Here is a 16,427-nt window from a genome sequence, read left to right on the forward strand (position 1 = left end):
ATTATGATTATATGAAGCTACCTCTCTATTGTTTCACTATTCCGATAAAAATACAATGTTTTTGGATTATAAGAAAAATCCCTATAGAAAAACAGGTCCTTTTCTTATATTAATCCCCCTTCAATGCCTTTAGCGGCAAAGAGGTTACATATCCGATATACGAGAATAATTCTTTAAAAAAGAATGGAATTTCTGTATCTAACGTTTTATATGCTGATGTTGGAGTCGGTGAAGCATATGCCTCAATGTTAATATGTTTTGCGATTCTCATTGCGCGTTTCATATGAAGTGGATCACTTACAATCGTGTATGAGTGTATTCCGTTCTCTATTCCAACTTCTTTCGCATTCTTTAAATTTTCTTCAGTGAAAAGGGATTTTGTTTCAATTAAAATATCCTCCTCTTTTACACCTTGTTTCAATGCATATACTCTAGCAGTGCGAGCTTCCTCAAGCTCCGCTTCAAACTTTGTACCACCTGTAAAAATAATTTTCTTAATGTTTCCGTTTTTATATAGAGAAATCGCGTGATTAATTCTTTCCTTAAATACAGGAGATGGTTTTCCGTTCCATGAAGCTGCTCCTAGCACGATACCAGCATCTGTCTTCACATCATCATCCGTTTTAAAGCGATAACTCCAAATATCGTAAGCTGCATAGCTCACATACAAAATAGCAGAACAAATCATTAATAAAAACACTTGAAAGATTCGTCTTTTTTTACTCTTCTTATTTTCTTTCATTTGTAATTGCCTCCGTACATCATCCATACTTCTATAAAAAAACATTTATATCAAATCGTTTTGTTTGAGTTTGTTTAAAAGAAGGTATTTTACTTATTATATATAAAAGGGTTTTCATTTAAAATTGAGGATTATCAATTCATTTTTCATTTGCGGTTTTCATTACAATTTTAATTCATTAGTTTATTACCATACAACTACATTGTAACGAATTTTTTCTCAGAAGGGAATGATGAAACAAAAGTAAATTAAATAAGTTAGTGTTTTGTAAGAAAAAAAGGTATATTATTCGCAAATTACGATCATATACCTTACAAAATACGAATTATAGCTTTTCTTTGTATAACTCTAATTTTTCTAACAATTCTCCTTTCACGCCTGACCATTCACTCGCAATAATACTGTACACAACTGCATCTCTCACATGACCGCTCGGCAATCTTCTTTCATTTCTTAGCACACCTTCTTTTACCGCGCCTAACCTTTCAATTGCTCGTTGTGCTTTTTCATTTCTTACATCCGTCTTAATTTGCACTCGTAGCATATGCAGTTTTTCAAAAGCATACTGGAGAAGCATATACTTACATTCTGTATTTATACTCGTACGTTGCACACTTGGATGGTACCACGTCTGCCCTAACTCCACTGTTTTATCTTCTACTGAAATATTATATAAACGTGTACTCCCTACAATCTTGTTCGTCTGTTGATCCACTACAGCGAAAGGGATTTGTGTACCCTTTCCATAACTCTTTATCGCTTTTTGAACATATTGCTGCATATCTTGAACAGTTTCCATTTTAGAGATTAAATACGCCCAAATTTGCCTATTTCCTTCTACAATCGAAAACAAAGTTTCGACATCACCACTATCCATTAACCGTAATTTTGCTCTTTCGTGAATGATTTCCATTTGTAAGCCCCCTTCTTTTGTTACTATAACATACGAATTAAAATCGCAAAATTAATATATATAATGATTTTAACAACAAAAATCCTCGCTCACATAGAAAGCGAGGGTTTCCTATTAAAGCACCAAATAAGCAATCGGCGTAATAATAAGCAACGTTAATATCGTTCTCTGCACGTACAAAATAATAAGTTCAGATACTTTTAACGGAATATCTGTCGATAATATACAAGGGATTGAAGCGGAGAAAAACAAAATAGATGATACCGAAACAACCGCAATGACAAACTTTGTCACGAGCGGCGCACTTACAACTAATAATGATGGTAAAAACATTTCTGCAATACCAACTGATACCGCTTTAGCAGCTAAGTCTGCTTCTGGTAATTGTAAAACCCATGTAAATGGATAAAAAATATAACTGATCCAATCAAATATTGGCGTGAACTTCGCTAAGACGATACCAATTAACCCTACTGACATAATAGATGGTAAAATTCCCATCGTCATAATAAAACCGTCTTTTAAGTTCACTGCAATATTTTTCATAATGCTCGGTGCAGATTTTGATACTTCTAATGCATCTTCCCAAGCACGTTCTAACATTTTTTCCTTATAAACGGGCTCTGGGAACCCTTCTTTCGTAATATATGTATCGGGTTTTCTACTAAGAGGTGGGATTCTTACGGTGATAGCAGTCACGATGAATGTTACTACAAGTGTAGTCCAAAAATAAACATTCCATAAATGCATAATGTCTAATGTTTTTGCGATGATGATCATAAATGTTGCGGATACTGTAGAAAATCCTGTAGCGATAATGGCTGCTTCTTTTGTCGTATACTTTCCTTCTTTATATACACGGTTCGTAATTAATAAGGCTAGTGAATAACTTCCAACGAAGGAGGCAACCGCATCAATTGCCGATCGTCCCGGCGTATTCCATAAAGGTCTCATAATCGGACGGCAAAATGTACCGATAAATTCAAGCAGCCCATATCCGACTAATAACGCTAAAAACGCCGAACCAATTGGAACGAGTAAACTTACCGATATAACTAGTTTCTCATACAAAAACGGCCCAACATCTGGTGCAAAAAACCAAGCTGGTCCCACTTTAAAACAATATAATACGCCAAAAACAACACCAACTACTTTTAAAATAGAAAAGCAAATGTCTACGATAGATGCATTCCATTTCTTCGTATAAAATGGATAAATCGCACCAATCACCATAACAAACAATGCATAATAAGGTACTACGCCAGGAACTGAAGTACGGATCCACGATACGATATGATCAATCATAATAGAAGAAGCTCCATTTATCGTAACAGGTACGAAAAACATAAACATCCCTACGAGACTAGCAAGTATAAACCGAAGAATAATACTCCTCTCTCGTCCTGTCTTAATTACATTACTTTTTAATTCAATTTCACTCAAAATTCGACACCTCCCATTATCTAAATATTCTGTATAATATAGTTTTATTCCTTCTTTTGATCTTGAATATTTAATCATATAAAAAAGCCTAATTTGAAACATTTAGATCAAATTAGGCTTTTTATATACTTTTTAGATATTCTCACTTAAAGCACAAAGTAGAGTTTAAAATCATTGCTCGAAGTAGGAGTCTTTCTTACTATTCTTCAATATAAAACTCCCCATTTCAATCGCTAAATCTTCACTTTGAGGATAGACACCTACATTATCTCCATACGCGTGCCCTAAACCACGATAGAGAATCGTTTCAGTATCCACTCCTTGTTTCGTCAATTTAGCTGCATACGCTAAACATTCAATCATTAAAAAATCATGTTCTCCTACCGTAATAAATGTACTTGGATAATCTGAAGATACATCAACGTATGGACTTAAATACTTCGAATGAATGTCTTCCGTACCAAGTATTTCTGCCATCCCTCCGACCATTGCATGCATCATATTAAGCATTTTTTCTAATCCTTTTTTATATTTCGGAGCAATCTCATATTTATCTATACTCCAAGAATAAAACTCGTCTTCATAGTCACACATGTTAAGTGTAGGATACAGAAGTAATTGCCCTTTAACGAAGTTTCTACCATCTTCCATATCTCTCGTTGTACAATACTGTGTTAAGTTCCCTCCAGCACTATCACCCGCAACAAAAATATTATTCTTATCACCGCCGAATGCTTCAGCATTCTCATAAATCCATTTTAAAGTAGTGTAACAATCTGTATGTCCAGTTGGAAAAGGATGTTCTGGAGCTAATCGATAATCTACAGAAAAGGCTAGTATATCTGTTTTTTCTACTATTAATTTCACAAGTTCTTCTACCACATCTGGTGATCCTGCCATGAATCCGCCACCATGAATAAAATATAAAATTGGCGCGTTTTCTCGTTTTGAAATACTATTATAAATCCTTATCGGAATGTCATATCCATCTTCCACTTTAACTGTTTCATTCGTAATATTTATATCTTTCGTTACGATTGGAACGCTTTTAATACCATTAAACTGCTTTCTCATATTCTTTACCGATTTTTCAGAAGCGTCCATTTTCATCATATTTTTAGGCATAAACCTCATTATATTCATTTGAACCTTCATATCTTTATAAAGACGTGGATCCATTGCTCCCTTTTCATCGCAATCTGGTATGTTTTTCACCATTACTTCTGCGCCTTGTACATTGATGGTTTCTTGTTTTTCTTGAATCTTTTCTAATAAATCTAAGCTATATTTTCTAGACATTCACTATTCCCCCATCTCTTTTTTAACGCTTTCATTTTCCGAAAAATTATATAACCGTATACATTTCCATTTACTAAATAAAAATACGTTCCATGTACAAAATGTAACATGGAACGTATTTTTATTGTTGTTCATATTTGATTCAGTTATTGTCATTTTTTGATATGATATTTTTTCTATACTGTAATGGTGTATCCCCATATTTCTCTTTAAACCGCGAAATGAATGACTTCACATTGGGAAATCCATGTTTCACTGCTATATCTTGTATAGAATTCGTACTGCTAATAATATCTTCATACGCTTTATGAAGCCTGTATCTCGTTAAAAAAGAGGTGAAATTTGATCCGAAAGATTTTTTGAACATCCGAGAAAAATGTTCCTCACTTACAAAAAAGTGTTTCGCTACATCTTTCATTTTAAGCTTTTCATCATAATGTTCATACATATATGTAATTATCTCTTTTTGTTTATTTCCAAATTGAAAATCATTATCTTCTTTTTTTCTATCTTTACAGTGGCGCAATAGAATATAAACAATCTCATAAATTAAACTATTCATTTTTATATAACTTAACTCATCAAAATTTGTGACTAACTCCTTTAATTCATAAAATATTTGTTGGAGCTTTTCTTTCTGCACAAATGATGCTTGTAGAGTAAATCTATATTTATCAAAATCAGCATTTAGCTCTTTAAGAAATTCATACGAAACTATTAACATCATTACTGCACAACTTGCATTCTCAACTTTTTCAAATTCGTGCACATCTCCACTGTTTACAAAAATAAACTCGCCAGCTGATACTTTCTTTTTTTGCCCATTTACATACAAAAAAACGTCTCCATATATTACTAAACTAATTTCAATACTTCTATGCCAGTGTGGAGGGATATAGTAGTGAAAATCAGCCCGAAGTCTTGTGCTATCTATATATTCAACCATACCTGGAATTCTATCACGCAATTTTATCTCTTCATATTTCCCTTGCCTGACTTTCAATTATGTTCCCTCCTTTTTATTGCATAGTAAACGTCAAATAACTTCAATCAAAACTTGTGCTACACATTACTATTTTCATCTCATTTTATAATCATCCACAATCACTTGGATTACACGATATGCTTCCTCAGCTACTTTTTCATTACTATCTCTATTCGCATCATATGTAATTAACGCCTTCCAAAGCGTCCATCCTCTCGCTCTATCCCACGTTTCCTCATCCATCCTCAACACTTCTTTAAATACGTTTCTACTATTTTCATCAAAAAATGTCCATGCCATCGCCGCGTCACACGAAGGATCACCTACTCCTAGTATACCAAAATCAATTACGGCACAAAGCTTTCCATCTTTAACGAGTAAATTCCCTGGCGCAACATCTCCATGAATCCAAACTGGTGTGCGTTCCCATTTTGATCGGAGCGCTAAATCCCAAAGGTGCTTTAACAATGCCTCATCAAAAACGTCCTTATTGTTTTCAATAGCTACTCTCGCTTCTTCATCGTATACAGATATAAACCCGCCTCGGTAAAAGTTATGCGCTCCAGCTATTGGTCCGTTACTAGAATCAATGGATTGCAATTCTAGTAGAAATGATCCTAAGTCCGCTGCGAATTCATGTAAGTCACGAACATTTTCTTTCGTAACTGTCTCTCCCTTTATCCACTTATTAATAGACCATGGCCACGGATACTCTTCAGACGGATGCCCTTTTGCAATTGGTGCAGAAATTGGTAAAGAAAGTTCCTTATTTAATATAGGAAGCCACTTGTTTTCTTTCTCTACTTGCGGTGCATATGCTGCATCACTTGGTAATCTAACACTCATCTGATCTCCTAAGTGAAACGTTCTATTATCATGCCCACTAAACTTTACAGGTTTCACTTCTAAATGTGCCCATTCAGGAAACTGTTTGTGTATTAACTTCTTAACTAAACTTACGTTAATTGGATTCATTTATTTTCTCCTTTTCTTTTGAAACTTACTAAGCCCATCCGTACTGCCCACATACTCAAAATCATTTTTCTTATAAAAATCATTCAACGTACGATTATGTCCCACACAATCTAACTTCAAGTACTCTTTATCACACTGTACATTTTCTTCTACCCACTGCAAAATCGATTCTCCTATTCCATTCCCCTTATACTTCCGTCTCACCGCAAATCTATGAATATATACTGAATCCGAAACTTCCTCTTTACCAAAAATATGTTCATCCCATTCATTTTGTTTAGGAGATGCTGTAATCGTACCAACAATTTCATCTTCTTTCATAACAATATACGTATATTTATTTCTTATACATTCTAATATTTCAGCTGTAGCCTCTCCTCCTAACAGATACTGCCATTGATTTACTTCTTTATGTTGTAACCACTCTGCTACTTCTCTTAATAGAGTAATAATGCTATCGCTTTCCTCTTCAGTAGCAGTTCGAATTGTATATTCTTTAACTGTATTTCTCTCCATATTGCCGTTCCCCTTTCAAATTACTACTATACTGACAAACGCGTTCTACCGTCATTTTCGTCTGTAACGTATTCAACATAAAAACCTTGATTCAGTGCGTTTTCATACATCAATTCAATCGCTTTTTGATCTTTAGCGTAAACTGTGACGTATGTACAATCCGCAACTAGTAAAACTAATTCACACTTACTCTCTTTAAATTCTTCATATGTTTCAATATCTACTACTTCCTCTCCTTTTGGATACGCTTTTAAATCTGCAAAAATAACATAATATATATTGTCTTTAACTAATCTTTTCAAATCTGATCCTTCCACTACTATACTTGGTTCTTCTGGAAATAATGCCTCATCCAATCCACCACGTGCTACTAAGTATGACTCCTCACTCCCCACCCACCAATCAAATGAAGAAATATCAATTGACTTTAACACTTTCCAAAGTAAATTATCATATTCATTTGGAATATCTACTGTAATTCCTCTTTTCATTTATTTGCTCCTAGCTTATTTATTTTCGTTTTCATTTCATACATTATATACCAAATTCAACTACTATATTTTGTCGATACCTATGTAACTTGTATTTCACCGCGAAAAACCGTCCCACTACTTATGAAACGGTTTCTTTCTGCTTATATTTAAGTTTTTCATTCAATTGTTGCACTGCGCTTTAAAATAATTTCTAATATATTCATCACATCAGCCACTCATTCTTTATACTCACTTCGACTTCACAAAATAATATAAAAACCAAACCGCATGATTTTGTTCATCTGCAGCTATTCTCCGTAACAAATCTTTCACAGATGCATCCGATGTTTCATCTGAAATTTCTAAGTAAAAATCTACTGTCTTCTGTTCATCTTGTATAGCGAATTCTAATCCTTGTAAGTACGTATTCGGGCATTCTTCTGTAATCTGTGGTTTCGGCTGTTGACCAGTTAAATTTGTATAGATCTGTACAAACTGATGAAAATGCTTTATTTCATCGCTACGAATTTCAAGAATTTGATTTCGTTCCGCCGCATTTGGAGCCATGTTGGCTAATTTTGCGTAGCAGCTTATAGCGCTATACTCTCCGTTTATAGCTTTTTCAATATCACTTATCAACTTATCATTTTGCCTATACCAATCATGATAATTCGAATTATACATCGTATCCCCTCCATAATTTCGCATAACATTTTATGCACTTTGAAATAGTAGGAGCATGTATACAAAAAGAACCACAAATACGAACTTTTCATTTCCCTATAGACTAATAATCATTTCACCACAAAAAAAACGCTTCACTACGAGTGAAACGTTCTTTTTTCTAAGCGTTTAATTCTGTTTTATGTTCCTTTATTGCACTACGTTTGAAAGCAGTCACTAAAATAATAACTATACTTACCACACCAATCCAAACGAGCACAGTAACAGGTGTATTCCAGCTTACCCCTTTTCCGAAGAAGAAGATCTCCCTTAGTCCTTCGATCATAAATTTCATTGGTAACCAAGAATAAACCCAATCTTGATAAAATGGCGACAACATTTCAGGCGCTAATGATAATAACGGTGCCCCGAAGAATAGTAAGAGTGCGAATAAACCGATACCTTTTAGCCCAACTAATGAAAGTACCGCCGATATCATTAAGAAGAAGCTAAAAGACGTGATGGATAAGAACAACGCAGTATCCGTGAAATTCGAAATATTTAACCCTACCATCCCATCTGCAATCCACGTAAGGCCAAAACCAATTACAAGTGTCGCAACTGCTCCAGCTACTATTTGTTTTAGTTTTAATCCAAAGTTTTCTTTTCTTGTACGTACCGGCATTTTACTAATCGCAATAAAAATAATTGCTGCGCTAGCTAAACTTGCAATCCATAACGGCTGGAATAATGACATTGGTGAGTTACCGTTCGCACTGTTTTTTCCGACCTCATTCACATTTTTCACGTGCTTTACAATAGGTGTTACTAATTTCGAAGCTTGATCTGTTGTTAAAGTAGCTCCCCTTGCTTTCAATCCATCTAATATTTGTGTGCGAACATTGTTGCTCATATTATCCACTACACCATTTAACATTTGCCCTGCCATAGTTGATGCAGCCATATTCATTCCTTGATTAATTAATATTTCTACTTCTGGTGAAGATGGCTGCGGTGTTCGTAATGAAGCCTGTTTCATACTAAATTCTTTCGGAATGACGAATGCCGCATAATACTCTTGATTATTTAAACCTTTTTGAACTGCTTCCTTATTTTTCACTTCTACCCACTTCACCGCAGGTTCTTCATCTGATTTCGCTGTTTTTTTGATATTATCAACAATTGTTTGCCCCATATTCATTTTCGGTTGATTTGGAACTTCTACACCTTGATCCTCATTTACAATTGCAATTGGCAAGTTTTTTGGCTTTGGTTGAACAGTTGGGAATAATGTTAATGAAAAAATAAAAACAACAAGTAGTGCAATAACTGGTGCTAACAATAAAAGTTTGTTTTTAAACATTTTCTTTTCTCCTCCTTTAATTTTCGTTACAATAAACGAACAACGTGTTGTTTATTTATATTTTGAATTATATGTTTGAGCTAAATCTTATTCAATAATCAAAAATCGTGAATGTGTCGGTTATAAGACACTTTTTCTAAATGTGTTGAGTAAAATTAAGGAGGGACATGCTTTGCGTGATAGTAATTTAGATTTACGTGTTATTCGTACGAAAACGGCCATACGAAATGCACTAGTGGAGCTTATTGAAGAAAAAGGTTTTGACGCCATTACAGTAAAAGATATTACAACGAAAGCGAACATAAATCGCGGTACATTTTATGCGCACTATCAAGATAAATTTGATTTAATGACGAAATGCCAAGAAGAAATTATGCACGAGTTTTCTAGCATTGCCAAACAAAAATTCCCTGAAGTGATTGCCGATCTTGGCTCAAACCCTTCCCCAACGACGCCATTTGTACTTATCGCTTCTATTCTTGAATTTCTAAATGAAAATAGTGATTTTATGAAAGCTGCGCTAAGTCCAAAAGGAGATTTATCTTTCCAAACAAAACTGAAAGACTTTATGTGGAAAACACTATTTGAAGATACAAATGGGGCTCTTATTGATAAAGAGAATTTGCTTGTTCCAAGCGAATACCTAACTTCTTATATGGCATCTGCTCATATAGGTGTCATTCAGCAATGGTTAAATAATGGCCAAAAAGAAACACCTGAGGAAATTGCTCGTATTTTATCAACTATCGCAGTTCACGGCCCTTTTTATGCGGCTGGTTTAAAGAAGTGAGCCAACCTGCATAGAAATATATTTTAATCAATCTGGACATTAACTAATTGCTTAATGAAATTTATGTTTCTATGAAAAAAGCTGTTGAAAGGAATCCCCTTCAACAGCTTCTCCATTATTAACGATATAAACGAACTGCACCTGCAGAATTATCATCAGCTTGTCCAACTACTTCAAATTTCAATCCAAACTTCGGTAATTTACGTCCTGCATCTGGGATTAAATCATTTATATACAATTTAGAATCATCAAACTTCGTTACACCTGGTAATCCTTTGTAATCATATGTTCCGCGTGTTGGAGATACAACTTTCCATGCTGGCGTCTGGTTAAAGGAGAATGCAGCATCTGCGATTTGATATCGTGTACTACCTTGAACAGTTGGTTTGCCGTTTAGCGTTCCAACAATTGCCTCTGGGTGAGAGTCAACAACCCCTAAGAAACCTTCGCCTGGATGAATACCAACCCAATTATCTGTAAAGCTAGAGTCTGCATACCATACAACAAGACCTGTATTATACGGTACACCGCTGCTATATTTTAATGCTTGGTCAGCACCAGCGTAGTTTCTCCACTCTAAATAGTAGTTATGTTTCTTCTTATCAAAACCGTTTGCTACAACGAAACCATTTAATTTTAATTTCGATTCGCCTTCTGCATCATCAGAGAAGACAACATTTCCATCTACAGTTAATGTAGCGTTATCAAAAGTAAAACCGTTCGGTGCTAAGCCACCATCTGTAATGTATTCAAATACTAGTTTTACTTTTTGGCCTTTAAATTTGCTTAAGTCATATGACTTATCTACCCATTTACCATCCGTTGTATCTAGACCATTTTTCACATTCTTTTCGCCAATTCGATCGACTAGCGTTTTCTTATTATCCTCTGTCACTGCATATACTTCAAGGAAGTCATAATCTGTTTCAATTTCATACAATGACTTGTAATCAAACTTCGCCAATGCTGCATTTGTTAAATCAAACACTGGTGTTTCTAATGTTGTATGAAGATTATCGCCTTTTGTACTATAGTAATATTTCTTACCGAATGCAGGCTGAATACCTTTCACTTCTTTATCTGGTAAGTTAACACGAATTAGACCAGGACGAGCTGATTTCGTTACACTTTGGTCTAAGTACGTTGCAAAACCGATACCACGATTTAATTTATCATAGTCTACCTCTACAATATTCGCCCAGTTTCCACCCATGTTCTTTTGAAAGAACTCTTTGTTTTGTGGAGAGAAACTCGGTGGCGTTGTACCTGCAATTTTACCAGCCCAGCTGCCGCCGCTCATAACAGACCAAGAGTTAATTGGCTCCCCAGCTCCTGAATACTTCGTATCATACTCATCCGGAAGGCCTAAATCATGACCAAATTCATGTGCGAATACACCAACTGCTCCGTCTTCTGGCTCAATTGTGTAATCGTACGCTGCCATTTTACCGCCCCAGTTATCAACTTTTGCTTTTGTTCCTTCAATTGGATATGGTGTTCCAAGGTTCCAACGATGAGACCAAATTGCATCATCACCTAGTCTACCACCGCCTCCATCCTGTCCAACTCCAGCGTGAATGACCATTAAATGATCAATCAGACCATCTGGTTCGTTTTTATTGCCATCACCATTATTGTCATATTGATCGTATTGGTCAAATTCAGATAAATCAATACCACTTTCGACAGCTGCATTTAATGCCTCTTTTACAAAATCACGCGGTCCTTTTGGTCCTTTATTATCATGACCACCATCTCCTGCATCTGCCCCATAATCTGCCGCATTACCAGGAACTGTCAACCACTTTGTTACTGTGCCATCTACTGTATAACTACCACCAGATTGCTCTTCATAATATTGTTTAAATGTTGGTACTTTTGAACCATCAAAGAGTGTAAATGGCTCATTACCAAATAACATTTTTTGATAATGTTCTGGATTAAAATCATTTGAATACATATAACCTGGTACTTGATCAATATTGTTATGCTTAAAGTCAGCAAACTCCACCAACAATACAAGCACTTTATCTTTACGGACATCACCATTATATTGTTTTTGCTTCGCTGAAGTAGTTGGTACTTTGCCGTTTAATCCCCCTTTAACCGGCTCTTGTCCAACTACCGGGCCACTAGCAGGTTGATCAGCTTTTTCTTTCGCATCTGCTTTTGCATCTTTCACTTTTTTCAAAAAGTCAAACGCTTCTCTCGAGACACTATCCCCTGTTGCTGGTTCTTTCCCAGCATTTTCGCCTTTTTTCTTCTCTACGTATTTTTCAACAGCTTTTAATGTGTCTTCTTTCGACGCAGAATTATTAATTACACCGCGTTTTTTGAGCGCATCTGCTAGACGGTCCTCTTGAATTAAATTTTCATCAATCGGACTTAAAGATCCTACATTAGACGGCGTTGCCGCATAAACAGATTGACTACCTACCCCAAATGTGCAACTAAGCACTGCTGCCGCCGCAAGCGTAGACAGCACTTTAAAAGGCTTTTTCTTCATCCCTATTCCTCCCCAATATTAAATACGTTATAACGCTTATATAATAATGAAAATTCAGATAATTTACAATATGTTGTCTGAATTTGTAATATTTTTGAAAATATTCTTTGTTTTAGATTGATGTACATACTAATTCATCAATGTTCATGGTTGCTTCTTGCATGTGAATGAGTATCGTGGCATGTATGTCTCCTTCTACGACAGGGGCATTCAAAGAAATCCAATTCATATGCTTATTTTTATTTTAATTTTCAGTTTCAGGTGGGTGATAGCAGCAAGCTTACAATCATAAAAAGATCGTCCGCTATATTTAGTGGACGATCTTTTTATTTAAAATATAACTACATTATCTCAATATATCCTTCTGTTCCATGTACCCGAATTCGTTGCCCGTCTTTTATTCGTTTCGTAGCATTCTCTACCCCGACGACTGCTGGTAATCCATATTCACGCGCAATCACTGCCCCGTGTGTCATGAGTCCGCCAACTTCCGTAACTAACCCTTTTATAGACACAAACAATGGCGTCCAGCCAGGATCAGTAAATGCCGTAACTAATATATCTCCATCTTCTAAACTTGCATCTTCCATATTTAAAATAACACGAGCTCTCCCTTCTATCACTCCAGAAGAAACAGGCAAACCTACTATTGCTTCGGTAGGGAGATTTTCTCGTTTATATTTACCGATAATAATTTCACCATCAGAAGTAATAACACGTGGAGGCGTTAGTTTTTCATATAATTTGTACTCATTTTTTCGTTTATGAATAACTTTGTAATCCAGTTTATTCGTGCGGACGACTTCGTGAAGTTCTTCAAAAGTAAGATAGTATATATCTTCTATTTCAGTAATAACGTTATTTCGCACGAGTTGCTCGGCTTCTTTTAGTAATGCCTGCTTATATATGAAATAGCGATTAATCATTCCGTATTTTGGGTATTCACGATAGCCAGCGAAATTCCGAATTATACTGATCATTCGCTTCGTCTCTTCTACTTTTTGTTTGCCATCTGCTAAATACTGCAATTTGTCTAATAACTCTTCTTCTCTTTTTAAAGCCTCCTGCAGCCCTTCTTCAAACTTCCGCTTACTAGCACCAGCTTCAAAATCTCTTATATTATTTAAAATCATCGGGATAATTGTAGTTGGTTTTTCACTCCAGCGCGTTTTCGTAATATCGATTTCGCCGCTGCATCTCATTCCGTATTTATTTAGAAACGCCCCGATTGCATCTCGAACTTTTTCCCCGTCTTTAAACTGAACTAGTTCATCTAAAAAGCTGTCATCTTCTATATGCTGTAAATACGCAATGACTTCTGGATACGGACGAATCACATCTGCGACATCCAATAATGCTAAACCCATTTCTGAAGTAATATTATTTTGTACAGATTGAGAAAGTGTGTCTGCTGCATTTTTTTCTCCTAGCCATTGCTCCATCTTTTCATTGATCCATGATAAAGCATTCATACCTGCCATAATGACAGCCATACTTTGCGGGTGAAATAATATTTTCTTTAATTGCTGAATATCTTCTAAAATAAAATCGAGTACATCTGATCCTGATTTCGTTTGAATGCTTTGTTTTAACTCTTCTATCGACGCTTGACTGTTCTTGATTAAATCCGTAACGATTGCTGGGTCGTTTTCGATTTGTGGTTGCGAGCTTGCAGGTGGCATACTTTTACCAAGACTTTTTTCTTCTTCATCCGGTAACAATTTAATAAAATTATCTCGCTCTATTACAGTCATTAATGCATCTTTAATAAGCGGCTCTGATTCTCCTATTGTATTTAATAAAAATTCTCTACTAGCAGGTGAGGCTAATCTTTGTGCAACATCAACAAACAGCCTTCCCCCAGCTTGAAACCTCGGTCCAAAGGATGTTAACTGGAATAAAGACATTCCTAATGGCTTCAAAGGATCCGTCATCATTTGCTGGTGACCGACCGATACATACACATGATTTCCCTGATCATTCGCTTCTGGAATTGGATACAAAGTCGTTATCGGCCTACTTTGAACAATATAAAATGTATCATCAACTAAACACCATTCAATATCTTGCGGACTATCAAAATAAGCTTCAACCTGTCTTCCGATGCGTGCTAGTTGTAAAATTTGTTGTTCAATAAGTGTTTGAACTTTTTGCTGATTAGGAGCAATTTTCTTTGTCTCTGTTCCGCCTTCTTTTCGTCCATAGATGGCTAATTTTTTCGTTGCGATGACCTTTTCGACGATTTCGTCTTCTTTTACCTTATAATTATCGGCAGAAACCAATCCAGATACTAGCGCCTCGCCAAGTCCAAAGCTGGCATCGATTGATAACACCTTCCTATTAGAAGTAATCGGATCCGCAGTAAATAAAATCCCTGAAGCCACAGGGAAAACCATTTTTTGAACGACAACACATATAGAAACTTGATTATGATCAAAGCCGTTTTGCATTCGGTATATAACCGCTCGATCTGTAAATAAAGAAGCCCAACACTTTCTTACATGCTGCAAAACCGCTTCTTTTCCGATGATATTTAAATACGTATCTTGCTGACCAGCAAACGAGGCATACGGTAAATCTTCAGCAGTAGCACTAGAACGCACTGCATATGCATGTTCATTTCCAAAACGCGAGAGATAATGAGCTACTGATTCCACTACATCAACTGGAATTTCCACTGCCATAATGGCTTCTCTAATTTTCTTACTAATTTCACTAATTTGATCTCGGTCCTCAATTTTTATTACGGCTAGTTGATTCAACAAATTATGAAACACTTCAGTTTGTTCGATAGCCTTTTCATACCCTACTGTTGTAACACAAAATCCTTCTGGCACTTGTATACCTTGAATGTTTGATAACTCCCCTAAATTCAATCCTTTTCCACCAACGAGAAAAAGCTGCGTTTTTTCTATTTCCTGAAAATCGAGAACGAAAGAACTCATTTAACATCTCTCCTTACTAGTCATGTGTTCTTGATTGTAGCAGTAGTAAATAAGAATAAACAGTCTATTTCGAACGTTAATTACATGATATAATTAAGTTAGGAAGAGATATAGAAAATAAAAATGGATTCACCTAAGCTGACTTACTATTATTGATTTAAGAAGCTTCTTATTAAAATATAAAGTTACTAAAAGAAAAAAAACAATCCAGACAGATTGATAATGTAAAAATAGCTATTTAAATAAAAATAAGAACAGCCTTCTTCGTTGAATGGCTGTTCTTATTTTTGTTACCATTATTAAAAATTCAGGATAACACATCTAATTTTGCTCAAAGAAAGAATCCTATATTTAGGCTAATCCCTTCAAATAACTGTATCGCACAGATTACTTCGATTTTTCAATTCATTAGTTAGCAAAAAGATTTTTATTTTAGTTAACTCTCTTTAACCTTCTATATAAATAAGCTCCTATCAACATTAATCCCCCACCAAAAACGGATAACCAATTCGTATCATGTCCTGTAGCAGGTAATATCTGTTCCTTCTTAACAATTTGTTTATTCAATGCGTTATTTTTAGTAATTTGCGAATTCACTCGATCTGTTCCTTCACCTTTTGGATCTGTCACTTCTCCTTTTGGATCTGTTACTTCACTTTTCGGATCTGTCACTTCACTTTTTGGATCTGTCACTTCTCCTTTTGGATCTGTCACTTCTCCTTTTGGATCTGTCACTTCTCCTTTTGGATCTGTAACATCTCCATTTGGATCTGTTACTTCTCCTATTGGATCTGATACTTCTCCTTTTGGATCT

The 16,427-nt window shown here is 35.4% G+C and carries 14 protein-coding genes; 1 reads left to right on the plus strand and 13 read right to left on the minus strand.

What is annotated here, in order from left to right:
• Window positions 1–109 precede the first annotated feature (109 nt).
• The 10 genes from JDS95_RS14880 to JDS95_RS14925 all read right to left on the minus strand — a co-directional run bounded on the left by JDS95_RS14880 (window position 110) and on the right by JDS95_RS14925 (window position 9,372).
• Window positions 110–742: a YdcF family protein gene (locus tag JDS95_RS14880; RefSeq protein WP_000662220.1), complete on the minus strand. Its 633-nt coding sequence runs from the start codon at window positions 740–742 to the stop codon at window positions 110–112.
• Window positions 743–1,067: 325 nt separating this feature from the next.
• The gene (locus tag JDS95_RS14885) at window positions 1,068–1,655 is read right to left on the minus strand and encodes a GNAT family N-acetyltransferase (protein ID WP_000402594.1); all 588 of its coding nucleotides are present in this window, start codon (window positions 1,653–1,655) and stop codon (window positions 1,068–1,070) included.
• A gap of 114 nt (window positions 1,656–1,769) precedes the next feature.
• Window positions 1,770–3,098: a YjiH family protein gene (locus JDS95_RS14890; RefSeq protein WP_001289427.1), complete on the minus strand. Its 1,329-nt coding sequence runs from the start codon at window positions 3,096–3,098 to the stop codon at window positions 1,770–1,772.
• Window positions 3,099–3,269: 171 nt separating this feature from the next.
• The gene (locus JDS95_RS14895) at window positions 3,270–4,397 is read right to left on the minus strand and encodes an alpha/beta hydrolase (protein ID WP_199690591.1); all 1,128 of its coding nucleotides are present in this window, start codon (window positions 4,395–4,397) and stop codon (window positions 3,270–3,272) included.
• Between the two features lie 142 nt (window positions 4,398–4,539).
• Window positions 4,540–5,400 (minus strand): AraC family transcriptional regulator, encoded by an 861-nt coding sequence (locus JDS95_RS14900; RefSeq protein ID WP_199690592.1) that lies wholly within the window; start codon window positions 5,398–5,400, stop codon window positions 4,540–4,542.
• Between the two features lie 75 nt (window positions 5,401–5,475).
• On the minus strand, window positions 5,476–6,357 hold the full coding sequence (locus JDS95_RS14905) for an aminoglycoside phosphotransferase family protein (protein WP_001068236.1): 882 nt from the start codon (window positions 6,355–6,357) through the stop codon (window positions 5,476–5,478).
• A complete protein-coding gene (locus JDS95_RS14910) occupies window positions 6,358–6,873 on the minus strand; it encodes a GNAT family N-acetyltransferase (RefSeq protein WP_000440854.1) in 516 nt (171 codons plus the stop codon). It lies immediately after the preceding gene.
• Between the two features lie 26 nt (window positions 6,874–6,899).
• Complete coding sequence (locus JDS95_RS14915; protein WP_199690593.1) at window positions 6,900–7,364, minus strand: DUF2691 family protein; 465 nt, start codon at window positions 7,362–7,364, stop codon at window positions 6,900–6,902.
• Window positions 7,365–7,595: 231 nt separating this feature from the next.
• A complete protein-coding gene (locus JDS95_RS14920; protein WP_000282812.1) occupies window positions 7,596–8,030 on the minus strand; it encodes a ferritin-like domain-containing protein in 435 nt (144 codons plus the stop codon).
• Window positions 8,031–8,190: 160 nt separating this feature from the next.
• The gene (locus tag JDS95_RS14925; RefSeq protein WP_199690594.1) at window positions 8,191–9,372 is read right to left on the minus strand and encodes a YhgE/Pip domain-containing protein; all 1,182 of its coding nucleotides are present in this window, start codon (window positions 9,370–9,372) and stop codon (window positions 8,191–8,193) included.
• Window positions 9,373–9,544: 172 nt separating this feature from the next.
• Here JDS95_RS14925 and JDS95_RS14930 point away from each other — a divergent pair, with 172 nt between their 5' ends.
• On the plus strand, window positions 9,545–10,162 hold the full coding sequence (locus tag JDS95_RS14930) for a TetR/AcrR family transcriptional regulator (RefSeq protein WP_206773862.1): 618 nt from the start codon (window positions 9,545–9,547) through the stop codon (window positions 10,160–10,162).
• A gap of 118 nt (window positions 10,163–10,280) precedes the next feature.
• On the opposite strand, the gene JDS95_RS14935 is transcribed toward JDS95_RS14930, so the two are convergent.
• The 3 genes from JDS95_RS14935 to JDS95_RS14945 all read right to left on the minus strand — a co-directional run.
• A complete protein-coding gene (locus JDS95_RS14935; protein ID WP_000728986.1) occupies window positions 10,281–12,668 on the minus strand; it encodes an immune inhibitor A domain-containing protein in 2,388 nt (795 codons plus the stop codon).
• A 341-nt stretch (window positions 12,669–13,009) separates the two neighbouring features.
• Window positions 13,010–15,613 (minus strand): phosphoenolpyruvate synthase, encoded by a 2,604-nt coding sequence (gene ppsA, locus JDS95_RS14940; RefSeq protein ID WP_199690597.1) that lies wholly within the window; start codon window positions 15,611–15,613, stop codon window positions 13,010–13,012.
• Between the two features lie 432 nt (window positions 15,614–16,045).
• The coding region (locus JDS95_RS14945) for an LPXTG cell wall anchor domain-containing protein (RefSeq protein ID WP_199690599.1) at window positions 16,046–16,427 on the minus strand (382 nt) is incomplete at its 5' end.

It is taken from the genome of Bacillus cereus group sp. N24, assembly GCF_016483345.1.
Taxonomy (GTDB): Bacteria; Bacillota; Bacilli; order Bacillales; family Bacillaceae_G; genus Bacillus_A; species Bacillus_A toyonensis.